The sequence below is a fragment of the Streptomyces sp. NPDC001156 genome, from assembly GCF_053598275.1.
Genome location: NZ_JBSFJX010000050.1, coordinates 1 through 16,728, shown reverse-complemented (window position 1 = coordinate 16,728; position 16,728 = coordinate 1). Strand labels below are relative to the sequence as shown.

General features: G+C 71.6%; 17 protein-coding genes. 3 read left to right on the top strand and 14 right to left on the bottom strand.

What is annotated here, in order from left to right; all coding sequences use genetic code 11:
* Positions 1–41 precede the first annotated feature (41 nt).
* Positions 42–737 (top strand): FadR/GntR family transcriptional regulator, encoded by a 696-nt coding sequence (locus tag ACWDA7_RS23335; RefSeq protein ID WP_450606152.1) that lies wholly within the window; start codon positions 42–44, stop codon positions 735–737.
* A 107-nt stretch (positions 738–844) separates the two neighbouring features.
* Here ACWDA7_RS23335 and ACWDA7_RS23330 read toward each other — a convergent pair whose 3' ends face one another.
* From ACWDA7_RS23330 to ACWDA7_RS23275, 12 genes are all read right to left on the bottom strand, one after another.
* Complete coding sequence (locus tag ACWDA7_RS23330) at positions 845–1,510, bottom strand: class F sortase (protein WP_450606151.1); 666 nt, start codon at positions 1,508–1,510, stop codon at positions 845–847.
* 3 nt (positions 1,511–1,513) lie between these two features.
* Positions 1,514–2,038 (bottom strand): hypothetical protein, encoded by a 525-nt coding sequence (locus tag ACWDA7_RS23325; protein WP_450606150.1) that lies wholly within the window; start codon positions 2,036–2,038, stop codon positions 1,514–1,516.
* 204 nt (positions 2,039–2,242) lie between these two features.
* Positions 2,243–3,022 (bottom strand): HAD-IIA family hydrolase, encoded by a 780-nt coding sequence (locus ACWDA7_RS23320; protein ID WP_359391562.1) that lies wholly within the window; start codon positions 3,020–3,022, stop codon positions 2,243–2,245.
* A 48-nt stretch (positions 3,023–3,070) separates the two neighbouring features.
* A complete protein-coding gene (locus tag ACWDA7_RS23315; RefSeq protein ID WP_450606149.1) occupies positions 3,071–4,132 on the bottom strand; it encodes a 2-aminoethylphosphonate ABC transporter substrate-binding protein in 1,062 nt (353 codons plus the stop codon).
* A 50-nt stretch (positions 4,133–4,182) separates the two neighbouring features.
* A complete protein-coding gene (locus ACWDA7_RS23310) occupies positions 4,183–4,980 on the bottom strand; it encodes an ABC transporter permease (RefSeq protein WP_450606148.1) in 798 nt (265 codons plus the stop codon).
* On the bottom strand, positions 4,967–5,785 hold the full coding sequence (locus ACWDA7_RS23305; protein ID WP_450606147.1) for a 2-aminoethylphosphonate ABC transporter permease subunit: 819 nt from the start codon (positions 5,783–5,785) through the stop codon (positions 4,967–4,969). The genes ACWDA7_RS23310 and ACWDA7_RS23305 overlap by 14 nt, the downstream gene beginning before the upstream one ends.
* Positions 5,778–6,827 carry an ABC transporter ATP-binding protein gene (locus tag ACWDA7_RS23300; protein ID WP_359391566.1) on the bottom strand — a complete coding sequence of 350 codons (1,050 nt, stop codon included), beginning with the start codon at positions 6,825–6,827 and terminating at the stop codon, positions 5,778–5,780. Before ACWDA7_RS23300 ends, ACWDA7_RS23305 begins: the two co-directional genes overlap by 8 nt.
* Positions 6,824–7,516: a phosphonatase-like hydrolase gene (locus ACWDA7_RS23295; protein WP_450606146.1), complete on the bottom strand. Its 693-nt coding sequence runs from the start codon at positions 7,514–7,516 to the stop codon at positions 6,824–6,826. Before ACWDA7_RS23295 ends, ACWDA7_RS23300 begins: the two co-directional genes overlap by 4 nt.
* Positions 7,517–7,524: 8 nt before the next feature.
* On the bottom strand, positions 7,525–8,646 hold the full coding sequence (locus ACWDA7_RS23290) for a TIGR03364 family FAD-dependent oxidoreductase (RefSeq protein WP_450606145.1): 1,122 nt from the start codon (positions 8,644–8,646) through the stop codon (positions 7,525–7,527).
* 174 nt (positions 8,647–8,820) lie between these two features.
* Positions 8,821–9,576 (bottom strand): GntR family transcriptional regulator, encoded by a 756-nt coding sequence (locus tag ACWDA7_RS23285; protein ID WP_450606144.1) that lies wholly within the window; start codon positions 9,574–9,576, stop codon positions 8,821–8,823.
* A gap of 59 nt (positions 9,577–9,635) precedes the next feature.
* Positions 9,636–10,403, bottom strand: coding sequence for a hypothetical protein (locus tag ACWDA7_RS23280; RefSeq protein ID WP_450606143.1), 768 nt, complete (start codon positions 10,401–10,403; stop codon positions 9,636–9,638).
* Between the two features lie 293 nt (positions 10,404–10,696).
* Complete coding sequence (locus ACWDA7_RS23275; protein ID WP_450606142.1) at positions 10,697–11,935, bottom strand: ROK family transcriptional regulator; 1,239 nt, start codon at positions 11,933–11,935, stop codon at positions 10,697–10,699.
* 56 nt (positions 11,936–11,991) lie between these two features.
* Here ACWDA7_RS23275 and ACWDA7_RS23270 point away from each other — a divergent pair, with 56 nt between their 5' ends.
* Together ACWDA7_RS23270 and ACWDA7_RS23265 are read left to right on the top strand one after the other, a co-directional pair.
* A complete protein-coding gene (locus tag ACWDA7_RS23270; RefSeq protein WP_450606141.1) occupies positions 11,992–13,077 on the top strand; it encodes a Gfo/Idh/MocA family oxidoreductase in 1,086 nt (361 codons plus the stop codon).
* The gene (locus ACWDA7_RS23265; RefSeq protein WP_450606140.1) at positions 13,074–13,547 is read left to right on the top strand and encodes a heme-degrading domain-containing protein; all 474 of its coding nucleotides are present in this window, start codon (positions 13,074–13,076) and stop codon (positions 13,545–13,547) included. Before ACWDA7_RS23270 ends, ACWDA7_RS23265 begins: the two co-directional genes overlap by 4 nt.
* Positions 13,548–13,583: 36 nt before the next feature.
* Here the strand turns inward: ACWDA7_RS23265 and ACWDA7_RS23260 are convergent, their stop codons facing one another.
* Both ACWDA7_RS23260 and ACWDA7_RS23255 read right to left on the bottom strand, forming a co-directional pair.
* Positions 13,584–14,942, bottom strand: a complete 1,359-nt coding sequence (locus ACWDA7_RS23260; protein ID WP_450606139.1) for an IS4 family transposase — start codon at positions 14,940–14,942, stop codon at positions 13,584–13,586.
* A gap of 503 nt (positions 14,943–15,445) precedes the next feature.
* Positions 15,446–16,303, bottom strand: coding sequence for a fumarylacetoacetate hydrolase family protein (locus ACWDA7_RS23255; protein WP_450606138.1), 858 nt, complete (start codon positions 16,301–16,303; stop codon positions 15,446–15,448).
* Positions 16,304–16,728: the final 425 nt, after the last annotated feature.

The following is a 16,728-nucleotide window of genomic DNA, read 5'->3' as shown; positions in this document are numbered from 1 at the left end:
CGCCCGGCGAACACCCCGAGGCGCCCCGCTACCCTCTGGCCATGGCACGCGACCTGCAGGAGCGGATCAAGAGGCTCATCGTCGACCGCCGGCTGCCCCCGGGTGCGACGATGCCCACCGAGTCCGAACTGATGGCGCTGCTCGGCGCCAGCCGGAACTCCGTGCGCGAGGCTCTGAAGGCGCTCCAGGCGATGGGCATCGTAGAGATCCGGCATGGTTTCGGCACCTACGTCGGCCCGATGTCCCTGGCCCCGATGATCGAGGGCCTCGCCTTCCGCACGGTCGCCGGGCACCACCGCGGCGAGGACAGCCTGCTGCAGCTCCTCGAACTGCGCGAGGCGATGGAGTCGGGTCTGGTCTCGCGCCTGGCCGGCCGGCTGCCGGAGCGCGATCTCGTCGAACTGGGCGCGCTCGTGGACCGCATGGAGCAGCAGGCCGCAGAAGGGGCCGACCTCGCCGAGACCGACCGCGCCTTTCACGCCACCCTCTACCGAGGGCTGGGCAACACCCTGCTGGGCGAGGTGCTGGAGGCCTTCTGGGACGCGTTCCACCGTGTCCGCACGGATCTGGTGGACCGGCCGCGGGACCCGAAGGTCACCTGCCGGCAGCACCGGGAGATCCTCGACGCCGTGCGGTCCGGGGATTCCGCACAAGCGGAGAAGGCCATAAGGGAGCACTTCCTCGGCATCCGCACCCGACTGACCGCAGCAACCGCCCCGGACGGTGGGACGCCGTAGAGCTCAGGAGGCCAAGGGTCGCCGGCGCACGCGAGTCGGGGGACACGGCGGGTGGCGCGAGGGGGCGCCTTGTCGACGGAGGCGACCGGCCCCGCTGAGGGCGGATGTCACCGGCCGGTGCCCGTCAGGTACGCAGACACCACCACGTTCGCCGAGTAGGTACGGCTCACCGGGTCATAGGTGCCGCCGCAGGTCACCAGCCGCAGCTCGGCCCGGCCCGCCTCGCGTGTCCCGTACGCCTGCCGGGCGTCGAAGCCCTCGCGGGCCAGGACCTTGACGTCCTCGACGGTGAACTCCGCGATCTGCCCGTCGTCGCGGGACACCCGGACCTTGGCTCCCGGTCGCAGACCGCTCAGCCCGTAGAAGACGGCCGGCTTGGTGTCGGTGTCCAGGTGTCCGACGAACAGCGCGGTCCCGGCGGCGCCGGGCGCCACCCCGGCCTGGTACCAGGCGACGACGCCCGACTGGTCGTAGGGCGGCGCATCCGGCGCTCCCTGCCCGTCCAGCCCGCGCGGCACGACCGGTGCCTGCACCCCGAGGTCGGGGATGTCGACACGCAATGGCACCGCCCGCTGCAACGGCTCCGCGGCAGGCGGCAGTTCGGGCTGCGGGGGTCGGCCGACGGCGGCCATGTCGCCGGTCATCGGCGCGAAGATCCCCTGGCGTACGTCGGTGACGTCACGGCCCCACTGCCACAGCCCCAGCAGCAGGACCACCCAGGCGACGCCCATCAGCATGCGTCCGGTGACGGAGGAACGTTCATGTACCGACATGGCTCACTCCGCGCCTCTGCCCCGGCGGGCACTACGGGCCACGACCGCGGCGCACGCGACGCCGGCGAGGACGAGGCCGATGATCGCGTGCAGGGCGCCGGGCCCCGCGACCCGGGCGTCGGCGGACGAGCCGCGCGCCGTACCGCCGCCGCCCGCGTGCACCGGGGCGATCGGCGAGGAGGGGGCGGAGGGCGGGACCGCCGGGATGGCGGAGGCGGAGCCGCTCGGGGAAGGCTGGGCGGACGGCGCCGTCGCCGTCGGTTCGGCGACGCTGATCATGCCCTTGACCTCCTGGTCGTCGCAGCCGACGGTGACGGAGTAGGTGCCGGGCGCCAGCGCGGTGCGGACCCGGGTGTCACCGGTCAGCAGGCCGTCCTCGCCGACGAGCCGCGCATCCGCGACGAACGCGTCCGATGTGGCGGTGCCGGTCGCACCGGGGCAACCCCGTACGGCCAGTTGGATGTCGGTGCCGGGCGCGGGGGAGGCAGGGGTCATCCAGACGCCCTGCTGGTCCGCCGCGTACGCCATCGGAACGAGGGCGGTCGCGACAGCGGCCCCAGCACACAGAGTGAGCCGTAGTGAACCCATCGTGAAACCTCCCGATACCAGGAGATTCCCCTTTCAGGCACTCCGGCGCATCCGGACGGGACCCCCGGCTACTCCGTCCGGGTGCCGGGGGACCTGTGCCGAGCGGGCCTCGGACGCGGCTCTCGTCGCCGCCCGCCAGGGGTGTCAGGCGAGGTCGACGAGGTCCGCGATGGAGTTCACGATGTGGGAGGGGCGGAACGGGAACCTGTCGATCTGCTCCGGCGTGGTCAGCCCGGTGAGCACCAGGAACGTCTGCATGCCGGCCTCCATTCCGGCCAGTACGTCGGTGTCCATCCGGTCGCCGATCATCGCGCTGGTCTCGGAGTGCGCCCCGATCGTGTTGAGCCCGGTCCGCATCATCAACGGGTTCGGTTTGCCCGCGAAGTACGGCTTCTTCCCGCTCGCCTTGGTAATCAGCGCGGCGACCGCGCCGGTGGCGGGCAGCGGGCCCTCGGGGGACGGGCCGGTCTCGTCGGGGTTGGTACCGATGAACCGGGCGCCGCCCTTGATCAGCCGGACCGCCTTGGTCATGGCCTCGAAGGAGTAGGTGCGGGTCTCGCCCAGGACGACGTAGTCGGGTTCCTGGTCGGTCAGGATGTAGCCGATGTCGTGGAGCGCGGTGGTCAGCCCGGCCTCGCCGATGACGTAGGCCGAGCCGCCGGGGCGCTGGTCGTCCAGGAACTGGGCGGTGGCCAGCGCCGAGGTCCAGATGTTCTCGACCGGCACCTCCAGACCCATTCGGCGCAGCCGGGCGTGCAGATCACGCGGGGTGTAGATGGAGTTGTTCGTGAGCACCAGGAACGGCTTGCCGGACTCACGCAGCTTTTTCAGGAAGGCATCGGCACCGGGGATCGGAACACCCTCGTGGATGAGCACACCGTCCATGTCGGTGAGCCACGACTCGATGGGCTTGCGCTCTGCCATGTGCCATCTCCTGCCCTACGTGGTGCTGCGTGAGTCCCAGCGTAGCGATCAGCTGTTCGTGGCGGACTTCCAGTCGTCGACGTACGTCTGAAGGTTCTTGTCGATGTCGTTCCAGTCCGGCTCGAAGACCTCGACGCCGTCCATCAGCTTGGTGAGGGCGATGGCGTTGGCGTCGGTGGCCTTGACGTCCGTACGGGCGCTGAAGCCGCCGCCGATCTCGCTGACCTGCTGCTGCGCAGTGCGGCCGAGCATGAAGTCGAGCAGCTTCTTCCCGTTCTCGCTCTGCGGGGCCTTGTTCAGGAGAGCGGCCGCGTACGGCAGGGCGAAGGTGGTCGCCTTACCGCCCTGCTTGGCCGGGAACCAGATGCCGAGGTTCGGCATGCTCTTGGACTGGGCGTAGTTCATCTGGACGTCACCGTTGGCGACGAGCAGTTCGCCCTTGTCGATCTTGGGCGCGAGCTTGCCGGTCGACGCCGACGGGCCGACGTTGTTGGCCTGGAGCTTCTTCAGGTAGTCGAGCGCCGCCTGCTTGTCGCCGAAGTCGTGCATCGCCTTGACCAGTACGGCGGTTCCGTCGCCGGCGACACCGGGGGTGGAGTACTGCAGCTTGTTCTTGTACTTCGCGTCGAGCAGCTCCTCCCAGGTGGTGGGGGCCTGCTTCAGCTCCTTCTTGTTGTAGACGAACCCGAAGTAGTTGTTGACGACGGAGGTCCAAGTGCCGTCGGCCGCCTTGTCGGGGCCGGAGACCTGGTCGGAGCCCTGCGGCGCGTACTTGGCCAGGAGCCCCTTGCCGTCGGCCTGCTGGATGAACGGGGGCAGGGTCACGAGCACGTCGGCCTGGGGGTTGCTGCGCTCGCGCAGGGCGCGCTGCACCACCTCGCCCGAGCCGCCCTCGACGTACTTGACCTTGATTCCGGTCTGCTTCTCGAAGTCCTTGAAGACGCGGTCGTACCAGCCGTCGTTGTTCTCGCCCTTGAGGCCGTCCGCGCTGTAGACGGTGACGGTCTTGGCGTCGGCGGCGGAGGAGTCGCCACCGCAGGCGGTGAGGGAACCGGCGAGGACGAGGCTGCCGAGGACGGCGGCGATCGGCTTGATGTGGTTTCTGGGCATGACGGGATGAACTCCTTGCGTGGACGGGAGAGTCGGGGTGGAGCGAGTGGTCAGCGGTAGGCGGCCCGGGTACGGATCCGGGCCACGGCGAACAGGACGAGGAGGGTGGCCGTCATGAGGACGACGGCGAGGGCGGAGCCGGTGAACAGCGAGCCCCGGTCGGTGGCGGCGTAGATCTGCACCGGAAGCGGAGCCCAGTCGGGCGGATAGAGCATCATCGTGGCGCTCAACTCGCCCATGGACAGGGCGAAGCAGAGGCCGGCCGCGGCCGTGAGGGATGGCAGCAGCAGCGGGAGCCGGACCCGCCACAGCACATAGCCGGGACGGGCCCCCAGGGAGGCCGCGGCCTGCTCGTAGGCGGGGTCGAGGCGGAGGACGGCCGCGGAGACCGACTGGTACGCGAAGGCCGTGACGAGGACGGTGTGCGCGAGGATCACGATCCAGCGGGTGCCGTTGAGCAGCACGGGCGGCTGCGAGAAGGCGACGAGGACCGCGAGCCCGACCACCACCGAGGGCACGGCGACCGGGAGTACGAACAGCGCGTCCATCACCCGCTTCAGAGGCTTCGGCAGGGCGTGCGCACCGATCGCGCCCCAGGTGCCGACGGCGAGCGCGAGCAGGCTGGCGGTGACCGCGGTGACCAGGCTGGTGATGAGCGCTTGGAGCGAGTCCCCGTGCGTGGCCGCGGTGTAGTGCGCGGTCGTGTAGCCGGACGGCAGCGCCCCCGACCAGTGACCGGCGAACGAGGCGGCCAGGATGACGAGCAGCGGCAGCGCGAAGAGCGGGAGGAAGAGGACGAGGAAGCAGGTCCACAGGGCCCACTTCCCTGTGCGGCTATGCACCAGCACGGCGGCTCACCACCCGGTAGAGGGCGAAGAGGCCCACGGAGACAAGGACGTTGACGACAGCGACGACACAGGCGCCCGGGTAGTCGGACTCCAGGATCGCCTTGCTGTAGACGAGCATGGGCAGCGTGGTGACACCCTTGGCGCCGGTGAACAACACGATGCCGAACTCGTTGAGGCAGAGCACGAGGACGAGTCCTCCGCCGGCCGTGAGTGCGGGCAGCGCCTCGGGCAGGATCACCCGCCGCACGATCCGCGCGGGCCGCGCCCCGAGCGACGCCGCGACCTCCACCTGCGCGGTGTCGAGCTGCGAGAACGCGGCGAGGAGGGGCCGCATTACGAACGGCGTGAAGTAGGTGACCTCGGCGAGGAGGACACCCCAGGGCGTGGTGAGGAACTGGAAAGGCCCCGAGGCCGCACCGGTCACCTCGCTCCACAGCCCGTTGGCCATGCCCACGCTGCCGTAGAGGAACAGCAGGGCGAGCGTGATGAGGAAGGAAGGGAAGGACAGGAAGACGTCGACGAACCGGGCGACCGCCTTCGCCCCGGGGAACGGGACGAAGGCGATCACCAGCGCGAGGAAGAACCCGAGGACCAGACAGCAGGCGGTGGCGGCGAGCGCCAGCCAGACGGTGGTCCACAGGGCCTCGCGGAACGCCACGGAGGCGAAGGCGTCCGCGTACGGCTTGAGGGAGGTGCCCCCGGTGTCCGGCTGGAAGGACTGCCGGACCACCAGGGACAGGGGGTAGAGGAACGCGGTGGCGAGCAGGACCGCGGGAGGAAGTGCCCAGGCCAGACGCCTAGTCACGGCTCACCCCTGCGGCCAGCAGCACGCCGTCCTCGGGCGCGAAGTGCACCTCGACCGTCTCCCCCGGCGCGGGCGGGCGCCGCAGCTCCCCGACATCGGCCATGACCCGGTGGCCCGCCACGTCCACGTACAGGCGGTGGGTGGCGCCGCGCCACTGGATCTCGCCGAGGACTCCGGCGAGCCGATTGGGTCCCGGCCCGAGCCGGACGAGGTGCGGTCGTACGCACAGGGTCGCCGCGGCCCCCTTGGCCGCCCCCTGCGTGTCCACCTGCAGGTCGACGCCGCCGAAGGCGACTCCCTGCGCCCCCACGGTCACCGGCAGCAGGTTCGCGTTCCCGACGAAGGACGCCGTGAACTCGGTGCGCGGCGCCCGGTACAGCTCCTGCGGTGTGCCGACGTCCTGCAGCCGGGCGCGGTCCATGACCGCGATCCGGTCCGCCAGCGTCAGCGCTTCGACCTGGTCGTGCGTGACGTAGAGGATCGTCACGTCGGGCAGCTCCCGGTGCAGCCGGGCCAGCTCCGCGAGCATCCCGGAGCGCAGCCGGGCGTCCAGCGCGGACAGCGGCTCGTCGAGGAGGAGCACGCCGGGGCGTACGGCGAGCGCCCGCGCGATCGCGACCCGCTGCTGCTGCCCGCCGGACAGCTCGCGCGGGTACCGGCGGGCGTACTCGCCCATGCCGGTCATCTCCAGGGCCTCGGCGACCCGGCCGGGGATCTCCCGCCGGGGCGCCTTCTGCGCCTTGAGCCCGAACGCCACGTTCTCCTCGACCCGCATGTGCGGGAAGAGCGCGTACTGCTGGACGACCATCCCAATGCCACGCCGGTGCGGCGGCAGCCCGGTCACGTCGCGTCCGCCGAGGAACACCCGCCCGGAGGACGGGCGCACAAACCCGGCGACCGCCCGCAGCGCGGTCGTCTTGCCCGAGCCCGAGGGCCCGAGCAGGGCCATGACCTCGCCCGGTTCAGCGGTGAGGTCGAGACCGTCCAGGACGGTGGTCCCGCCGTACGCGACCGACACCCGGTCGAAGCGAATACCGGTCATGCCGCGCCGACTCCACTCAGCAGAGCCGGGAGTTCGGCCACCGAGCCGAGCACATGCGTGGCGCCGGCGGCGCGCAACGCCGTGCCGTCGTGGGCGCCGGTGAGCACTCCGGCCACCAGTCCCGCCCCGGCGCGCACCCCGCTGAGCATGTCGTAGGAGGTGTCCCCCACGACCGCGACCTGCCGGACGTCCTCGGCCGTCCGGGTCCGCACGAAGGCCTCGAGGACCATGTCGGGGTAGGGCCGGCCGCGGCCTCCGGCGTCCGCCGGGCACAGGGTGAGCGGCACCAGATCCCGCCAGCCGAGGGCGTCGAGGATCGCGTCCTGGGTGACCCGGGCGAACCCGGTGGTGAGCACGACGGTCAGCCCGTCGGCCCGCAGTTGCTCGACGGCGGCGCGGGCCCCGGGCACCTCGGAGATGAGCCCTTCGTCGACCAGGTCCCCGTACGCCTTCTCGAAGACGGCGTTGCCGCGCTGGGCGAGGCTCTCGTCGGCGAACAGATGCCGGAAAACGGAGATCTTGGACTCGCCCATGGTGGCGCGTACATAGGCCAGTTTCTCGGCGTGGTCGGCGGAGTCGGGCCGTACGCCGAGTTCGGCGGCGGCCGCGGCGAAGGCGCGCTCGACGAGACCGCCGTCGGCGACAGTGGTGCCGGCCATGTCGAGCACGACGAGACGTATGTCGGTCATGAGGTGAATCACCAGCTCAATTCGTTCGCGGTGGTCTCGGCGATGGCGGGCGCGCAGGTCATTCCGCGCCCACCGGGCCCGGTGACCAGCCACACCCGGTCGCGCACCTGCTGTCGGTGCACGACGCGTGTGGTGTCGGTGCACTGCGCGTACACCCCCGCCCAGCGGCGGCGGATCTTCGGCAGCGGCCGGCCGAGGAATCCCTCGACGACCTCGGTGAGGTGGTCGTAGGGGTCCTCGAGCGTGTCGAAGGCGAAGGGGTGCTCGTACTCGTGGGTGTCGCCGATGGTCAGTCCGCCGTCGGCACGCTGCACCATCAGCAGTTGCATACGGTGGGCGGCGGCGGTCGGCGTCTGCGGCTCCTCGGCTTCGAGGCCGTCGAGGGCCTCGCTCCGGTAGGCCGGGTAGTAGCGGAAGCTGTCCCCATCGGCGACCGAGGTGGGGAGGGGCTCGCCGAGCGGGGCGGTCTGCATCATCTGCAGCCGTACGCGGCGCACGGGCAGGTCGGGCGCCAGTTCCTTGACCAGGCCGCCGAGCCAGGCGCCCGTGCACAGCACGACCGCGTCGGCGCGGTGTACGTCCCCGTGGTCGTCGCGGACCGTGCCGGGGCCAGTGACCTCGCGGACCTCACGACCCGGCAGGAAGGTGTAGTTCGGGGACTTCTTCAGCGCCTCGCGCAGGGCGAGCTGGGCGGTACGGGGCTCGACGGCGGCGTCCCGCTCGCAGTACAGAGCCGCTTCGTAGGTGCCGCGCAGGGCCGGGTTCACGGCCCGCGCCTCGGTCGCGGACAGCAGCTTGTAGCCGCGCGCGGCCGCGTCCGCACGGGCCAGGGCGGCCTCGGCGACGGCCAGTTCACGGCCGGTGCGGACGAGGGTCAGCGAGCCGTTGGCGCGGAAGCCGAGCGCGGGCACGCGGGCGCCGATCTCCTCCCACAGCTCCCGGGCGCGCAGAGCCGTTTCCAGCTCCTCGCCGCCCGCCCGGCCACTCACCCAGACCTGACCGAAGTTGCGCAACGAGGCGCCGCGGGCCTCGGCCTCCCGCTCGATCTGTACGACCTCATGGCCGCGTTCCACTGCTTGCCAGGCGTGCATGGTGCCCACCACGCCGCCTCCGACGACTGTCACTCTCACGTCGGTCACGCTCCTTGGAATCGGGAAATCGAAAGGATCCTCCTGGCAACCAGATGGTGAACCGACCCTCAAGTTTGGGCTAGACCCGTTATCTTTCCGTGATGAAATACAGTGGGCATGCGACGCAAAGCAATGCGAAAAGGGCGGGCACCCGGCCCGCCCCGACCGCCGCCCTCAGCCTCCGAGATGCGCCGAGAAGGAGAACCGGTCCCCCCGGTACAGCGTCCGCACCCGCTCCAGCGGCCGCCCCGCGGTGTCCCGGGAGACACGGTGGATCAGCAGCATCGGCAGGGCCGGCGGGGTCCCGATGAGAAGGGCCTCGCGCGGGGCGGCGAGCACCGTCTCGATGCGCTCGTCGGCGTCGCCGAAGCCGATGCCCTGCTCGTGCAGGTAGCCGTAGAAGGAGGAGTCGGGGTCGAAGTCGATGTCGAGCCGCGGGACCCGCGCCACCGCCACATAGGTGCTCTCCAAGCCGACTCGTTCGTCGTCGGCGAGCAGCACACGCTCCATGTGCCAGACCGGTTCGCCCCGGGTCAGTCCGCTCTCGGCGGCGAGGGTGTCGTTGCAGGGAAAACGGTCGAGCGTGATGAGGCTTCGGCCAGGGGTGCGCCCCTGTCTGCGGACGCCCTCGGTGTAGCTGGCCAGGGACAGCGGCTGCTCCAGCTTGGGCCCGGCGACCACCGTGCCCCTGCCCTGACGGCGCAGCCTCCCCTCCAGCAGCAGGTCGCGCAGTGCCTGCCGCACGGTCTCGCGTGCCACGTCGTACCGCTCGGACAGATCGCGTTCGGTGGGCAGCAGCCCGCCCTCGCCCAACTCCGCGACGAGTGCCGCGATCTGTGCCTTCACCGCGTAGTACTTCGGGATGCGGCCGTGCTCGGGGATGCCGGAGCGGACGGGGGCTCCGGGGTCCTGGTCGTTCGGGTAGTCCACGGGTTGATCGTCGCAGACGAATCCGGGGCGCCGGGTCGAGGGGCTGCGCGCCGGGTGGCTCAGCGGCGCCTGCGGAACAGCAGGATGGGCAGGCCCGCGACGATGACTCCGCCCGCCATGAGCAGCAGCCCTTTGAGGACCCCCCTCAGCCCGCGCCCTTGCCGCGGCCCGGTGGAGGCCAGTTCCTCCGCGCCGTGACTGCGCCCCGCGGTGGGCGACGCCGTCTTCCGTGGCGGGTCCGTGCCGGCACCGGCCGCCCCCACGATCCGGAACCGGTAGTCGTTGGACTCGCCCACCCAGTCCCCGTCGTTCCCGTGGCGCTGCACGATCGCGGCGTTCGCCACGACGTCGTTCGCGCCTGCGCCGGAGCCGATCGCGAGCCGGACCTTGACGGTGAGCGTCCGGCCCGGCTCGATGCTGAAACCGGGGAAGCCGTCGTCGAAGACGCCGACCAGTTCGGCCCGGTCGGTGCGCCGGAAGGTGACCCGGTGCGGGCGGTCACCGTCGAAGAACTCCAGTTGGGGCTGGGTGACCGTCAGCGCCCGCTTGGTGTCCACCAGGACCAGCACCGGGTGGATCGCGCCGCAGACCTGCCTGGTCGTGTTCTTGAGGTCGATGAACCAGGTCTGCGCGGCACCACCGGGCTCGTACCGGTCGGGGCCGCCCTTGATGCTGGTGGCGAGCGGGAAGGAGCCGCCGGCCGAAGCGGTGCAGGTGGCCTGCTGGTCGGCGGGGTACGCAACGGCGAGCGCGGGCGGGAGGAGGGCGCCGGCGGCGAGCGTGGAGAGCGCCACCAGGGACAGTCGGGAGCGTCTGGACAGTCGCATGGAAGCATGACCGGCCATGGACGGCGGCCCCTGAAGCACGCCACGCCCGACCGGCCTCAGCCCACCGGCCAAGTCCCCTCGATCAGCGCAGCGGCCGGGCATCGGCGCGGGCGGGGGGCGGCGCGGACATCGGTGCGGGCGGACAGTGGCGAGGGCGCTGGACGGCCGGGCACCGGCGCGCGCGGCGCGGCTGGACACCGGCGCGGACATCGGCGCAGGCGCGGCGCGACTGGACACCGGTGCGGGCGCGGGACGGTCGGACATCGGCACGGGCGGGCGCCCGCGCCCGGGAGTCAGTCCTCCGCCCGGCCGAACAGCGGCGCGAGCAGCAGCTGGGCCGCGCCCTCCGCGACGCCCCGCGCCCCGCCGGGTGCGAGGCGCACGGGGACGGCCGCGGCCGAGCCCTCGCGCCGGGCGCGGGCGTCGAGGACGGCGCCCACTCCCCGTACGAAGGCATCCGGATCGGCGGCGACGGTACGCCCGCCGAGCAGCACCAGGTCGATGTCGAGCAGCCCCACCAGGTTCGCGGCGCCCGCGCCGAGGACGCGCGCCGCCTCGGCCAGGTCTCCGCGTCCGACGGCGGCGAGGCACAGCGCCTCGACGCACCCGCGGTCGCCGCAGCCGCACGACGGCCCGTCGAGCTGGATCACCTGGTGCCCGAACTCCCCTGCCCCGGTTCGGGCCCCCCGGTGCACGGTCCCGCCGATGACGAGGCCGGCGCCGAGCCCGGTCCCGAGGTGCAGATAGGCGAACGACGCGTGGGCGTCCCCATCCGCCCCGCCGAGCACGAGCCCGAGCGCGAGCCCGAGCGCGGCGGCGTTGGTGTCCTTGTCCACGACCACGGGCATCGCGAGCCGCCGCGCCAGCGCGTCCCGCAGCGGGAACCCGTCCCACTCGGGGAACCCGGTGACGCGATGCAGCACGCCGTGCAGATGGTCCAGGGGACCGGGAAGCGCGACGCCGACCCCGAGCACAGGCACGGAACCGCCCGTGCCGGCGGGCGCCCCCGGCTCCTCGTCGGACTCCGGTCCCGCCCCCGCTTCCCGGGCGGCACGCACCGCCGCGCCCTGTGCTCGCAGCGCCTCCACCTCCCGGGCCGCGCTCTCCACCACGGCCTGCGCTCCTGCGCCCAGGTCCAGCGGGGCCCGGCGCTCGGCGACCACCGCGCCCGTGAGGTCGCACAGCACCGCCCGCAGTTCGTCCCGATCCAGATGCAGGCCCACGGCGTACCCGGCTCCGGGCACCAGCCGCAGCACGGTCCGCGGTTTGCCCCCGGTGGAGGCGCGGCGGCCCGCCTCGGCCACGAGTCCGTCCGCACGCAGCCGGGCCGTGATCTTGCTGACGGCCTGCGGGGTCAGCCCGGTGCGCTCCGCGAGCTCCAGACGGCTGATCCCGCTCTCCCCCGCCGTGCGCAGCAGATCCAGCACGAGGGCCGTGTTGTGGCTGCGCAGCGCCGGCAGGTTCACTCCACCCGCCACGGTCCCCGCGACCCCACGCCTGCCTCCTCCGGCTCCCGCATACGTCCTGTTCACCCAGCCATTCTCTCTCGCGCTTGCACTTTGGCAACAGCGTTGCGAAAGTAGTGCCCATGACTGGCACAGCCCCTGGTACCGACACCCCCCTCCGCGTGGGCCTCGTGGGCTACGGCCTCGCGGGCTCCGTCTTCCACGCCCCGCTGATCGCCGCCACCGAGGGCCTCGTCCTCGACACGGTCGTAACCTCGAACCCGGAGCGGCAGGAGCAGGCCCGCGCCGAGCACCCCGGCGTGCGCATCGCCGCCACGGCCGACGAACTGTGGCCCCGCGCCGGCGAACTCGACCTGATCGTCGTCGCCTCCCCGAACAAGACGCACGTCCCGATCGCGACGGCCGCCCTGGAGGCGGGCCTGCCGGTCGTGGTCGACAAGCCGATCGCGGGCACGGCGGCCGAGGCGCGCGGATTGGCGGCGCTGGCCGAGAAGCGCGGCGTGCTGCTCTCCGTCTTCCAGAACCGCCGCTGGGACAACGACTTCCTGACCCTCCGCAAGCTCCTGTCCGAGGGCGAACTCGGCGACGTCTGGCGCTTCGAGTCCCGCTTCGAGCGCTGGCGCCCCCAGCCCAAGGGCGGCTGGCGTGAGTCCGGTGACCCGGCAGAGATCGGAGGTCTGCTCTACGACCTCGGCAGCCATGTGGTCGACCAGGCACTGGTCCTCTTCGGCCCCGCTGCCTCCGTCTACACCGAGGCGGACATCCGCCGCCCCGGCGCTGAGACAGACGATGACACGTTCATCGCGCTCACCCACACCAACGGCGTCCGCTCCCACCTGTACGTCTCCGCGACCACGGCCCAGCTCGGCCCGCGCTTCCGGGTGCTGGGCTCCAGCGCGGGATACGTCAAGTACGGCCTGGACCCGCAGGAGGCGGCCCTGCGCGAAGGCCTGCGCCCCGGCACCGGCTGGGGTCAGGAACCCGAGCCCCTGTGGGGCCGCATCGGTGCCGGCGAGTCCCCGCTCACCGGCGGCGGCAACCCCGTGCCGACCGTCCCCGGCGACTACCCGGCGTACTACGCGGCCATCGCGAAGGCCGTACGCGAGGGCGGCCCCAACCCGGTCACCGCGCTCGAGGCGGCCGCGGCCCTGGACGTCCTCGAGGCGGCCCGACGCTCGGCCCGCGAGGGTGTGGCGGTGAAGCTGTGACCACGACCGCACCCGAGATCGCGGAACTCGAGGAGCAGGAGCGCCGCCTGACGCTCTCCCGCTTCACGTACGACGACGCATGGGCCCTGGGCACGCTGCTGGTGGAGCTGGCCCGGGCACGCAAGGCCCCGGTCGCCATCGACATCCGCCGCGGCGGCCAGCAGCTCTTCCACGCGGCACTGCCCGGCTCGACGCCGGACAACGACGCCTGGATCGACCGCAAGCGCCGCGTCGTAGAGCGCTACGGCTGCTCGTCCCTGCTGGTCGGCACCCGCTTCCGCGCCAAGGGCACGACGTTCGAGGAGTCCTCCCGCCTCGACCCCGACGTGTACGCGGCACACGGCGGCGCGTTCCCGATCACGGTCGAGGGCGCAGGCGTGATCGGCACGGTTGTGGTCTCCGGCCTACCCCAACTGCAGGACCACGCCATGGTGGTGGAGGCGCTGGAGCGCTTCAGGACGGAGGGCTAGTCCCAATGCCGTGTAGATAGGCGGCCGGGCTGGGTGTCAAGGTCCTGGTGCGCTCAGGATGTCGATGCTGATGGTGGCCTTGTAGCTGGTCCGGTCGATGGTGCCTTTGGCGTTGTACTTGGAGATCGCGCGATTGACGACGCGGGGTCGGCTGCGGATGCGCCGGTCGGGCATGAGGTCTGCCAGGACGCGGCGGCCGATGGTGCCGACGAGGTCGATGACAGAGCCGGCGATGACACCCGCGGCTTGGATGACCAGGTCGCGGGCGGTGTTCAGGGCGATGGTGAAGCTGGCCCGGTCGGGGTCGATGTCGGGGCAGGTGCTGGTGGCGTCGGCCATGGCCAGGCGCAGGAGTTGGTAGGTGACCAGCAGTGTGTAGGTCTCCTGGGTGATGCCAGAAGGGGTGCGGGCGCGCAGGACGCGGCTGCCCAGGATGGTGGACTTGATCTCCAGGTAGGCGGTTTCGATTTCCCAGCGCTGGTGGTACAGCGTGATCAGTTCGGCGGCGGAGTGGGTTCGGTGGTCGGTCAGGGTGGTGACGAGCCGGTAGAGGCCGGTGCGGCGGCCTGTGACCGTGGTGATGGTGATCTCGAAGTCGATCACACGCACGGGGACGGCGCCGATCGCCGACAGGTAGGAGCCGTCACCACAGCGGCCCAGCACAGGCAGTCGGCGGCCGTTCTTCACTCGGACCAGCACGTGCGCGCCGGTCTTGGCCATGGCGGTTACCAGCGTTTGGGCGGCGAAGTTCCGGTCCAGCAACACAATCATGCCCTCGCGCAGGCTGCGGAGCAGGCGCGGTGCATACGTCGTCTCGCCGTCAGTGGTCGGTCCGAACACCGCGTCGATGACCGTGCGAGTGCCGCAGGACACCAGTACCAGCAGCCGCAACGCCGGATATCCCGAACCGCCGTTGTTGCAGCGGTGCTTGGTGAACTCGGCCAGATTCGCCGGGCTGTCGGGCACCGCCATTGTCGTGCCGTCGATCGCGCAGACCAGCAGCCCGCGCCACCACACGCCGGCGGTGCCGATCCCGGCGGCCGGGCCACGCAGCAGGTCGAACAGCCAGCGCAGCGGCTCGGCCCCCACCCGCCTGCGGGCCTGCGCCAGCGCACCGCCCGTCGGGTCCGCGACTGCCAGCCCTTCCAGGCCCGCCGTCAGCCGCTGCCACACCTGCCGCCAGCCCAGTCCGGGGAACAGACACCCGGCCAGCAGCAGATACACCACCACCCGGGACGGCAGATCCCGCACCCGTTCCTGCACCCTGCCCGTCTGCGTCAACGCCTCGTCGACCATCTCGAACGGGACAAGCCGGGTCAGCTCGCCCAGATGGCCGGGTGCGAAAGCCCCCGCAGCAACGACAACCTCACGAGAGATGACAGACTGGGCACCCAACGGAGCTCCCGCCGAACAGTGATCTTGGTCGACACGGTTCTAGCAGGAGCTCCGTCCTCTTGCGGTCGACTCGACGCACCCGGGCCCCACGCCTATCTACACGGCATTGGGGCTAGTCCGCCTCGAAAGGGGCGCGAGGAACTGCGCTCAACCACCGACAACGGTCAGCGGCCACACACGCACGACCCCCCAATCCCCGCGCCCCGAAAGGGGCGCGGGGAACTGCGTGATCAACCCTCGCCGGCCCGCGGCCGCCACACACGCGCAGTCCCCACCACAGGACCGCGCCCCAATAGGGGTGCGGGGAACTACGCAATCACCCCCGACAACCCGCAGCCGCGCACACGCGCAGCCCCCAATCCCCGCGCCCCGAAAGGGGCGCGGGGAACTGCGCAAACACCCCCCGGCGCCCCGCACCCGTCAAACCCCCCGCAACCCCCGGGCCGTCACGCCCAACAGGGGCCGCGGGGAAGGACGCAATCCCCCCACCCCCAGCGGAGCGCTCACGCATTCTTGAGTTCCTGCCGCTGCCGCCCCAACCCCGAAATTTCCAGCTCCACCACGTCCCCGGCCCGAAGGTACGGCTTCGGGTCGGGCTGCCCGAGCGCGACTCCCGCCGGCGTACCGGTGTTGATGACGTCCCCCGGGTACAGCGCCATGAACTGGCTGACGTACCGCACGACTTCGGCGACCGGGAAGATCTGCTCCGCCGTGGTCCCGTTCTGCTTCAGCTCACCGTTGACCCAGAGCTTCAGCGCCAGGTCCTGCGGGTCCGCCACCTCGTCGGCGGTCACCAGCCACGGCCCGAACGGGTTGAACGTCTCGCAGTTCTTCCCCTTGTCCCAGGTCCCGCCACGCTCGATCTGGAACTCGCGCTCGGAGACGTCGTGCGCCACCGCGTATCCGGCGACATGCGCGAGCGCCTCCTCGTGCGACTCCAGATAGCGGGCCGTGCGTCCGATGACGACCGCGAGTTCGACCTCCCAGTCGGTCTTGGCGGACCCACGCGGCACGAGCACGGTGTCGTCGGGCCCGACGACCGTGTCCGCCGCCTTGAAGAAGATGACCGGCTCGGCGGGCGGCTCCGCGCCGGTCTCGCGCGCGTGATCGTGGTAGTTCAGGCCGATGCAGACGATCTTGCCGATGCGGGCGAGCGGCGGTCCGATACGCAACCCGGCGGCGTCCAGTTCCGGCAGCCCGCCCTCCTCGGCGGCAGTCCGGATCCGGCTCAGCGCCGCCTCGTCGGCGAGCAGCGGACCGTCGATGTCCGGGACGAGACCCGACAGGTCCCGCAGGATCCCGTCGGCGTCGAGCAGCGCGGGCCGCTCCGCCCCCGCCGTACCGACTCGCAGCAGCTTCATGATCCCCATCTCCTCGATCGCGGGCAGCCCGGTCGATGGGTACGGCCTGAGTGCGGCAGGGGACGCAGCCATCGGAGGACTGGTCGATCCTCCAAGGTAGCCGTCCAGTCTGCAATACCCCGTTCACGGACTGGACCGTCGTCGCCCGCGCCCAGCGGTACAGCACCGTCCGCTCGACCGCGCTCCACGTCGTACTGGTCACCACGTACAGCGCGGCGGCCAGCGGCACCACCGCCACCGTGACAGGGGTTCGCAACTGCTGCCGATTGACCGTGCTGGAGTGCGCTTTGGTGAGCGTGAGTGAGTGCTCGCGTCGGCAGCCGGGCGTGCGGGCGGGTTTCCGGTCGATGGGAACGGGAGTTTGTCTGCCGAATGCGTGACCTTCGCGGCCGGGGGTCGTTGGGTAGGGGGACGGGATGTCGTGG